Origin of the sequence: Xenorhabdus bovienii, from assembly GCF_024721015.1 — a bacterium.
Classification (GTDB): domain Bacteria; phylum Pseudomonadota; class Gammaproteobacteria; order Enterobacterales; family Enterobacteriaceae; genus Xenorhabdus; species Xenorhabdus bovienii.
This window is the reverse complement of sequence record NZ_JANAIF010000485.1, coordinates 1-236: the sequence shown is the minus strand read 5'-3', so window position 1 is coordinate 236 and position 236 is coordinate 1. Positions and strand designations below refer to the sequence as shown.

1 protein-coding gene is annotated in these 236 nt (G+C 52.5%); it reads left to right on the top strand.

Going from position 1 to position 236, the window contains the following annotated elements; all coding sequences use genetic code 11:
- Positions 1–236 (top strand): response regulator (locus NXS07_RS21465; RefSeq protein ID WP_368859265.1); only part of this gene is annotated, 236 nt, incomplete at both ends.

The following is a 236-nucleotide window of genomic DNA, read 5'->3' as shown; positions in this document are numbered from 1 at the left end:
ACAACGCAAACTCGGCTTTTTTGCGGACACGATCCTGATCACAGCTTTTGCAGATATGGACACCGCAATCGAAGCGATGCGGGCCGGAGCCGTTGATTTCGTTCTGAAGCCGTTTCGGTCAAACCAGATTCTGAATGCGGTTGCGCGTTGTGTGGATCGAGTGAATCTGCGACGCGAGAACTATTTGCTGAAATACGAACTGGCGAGTGGCAATGCACAAGTGCGTTCCCGGTTGC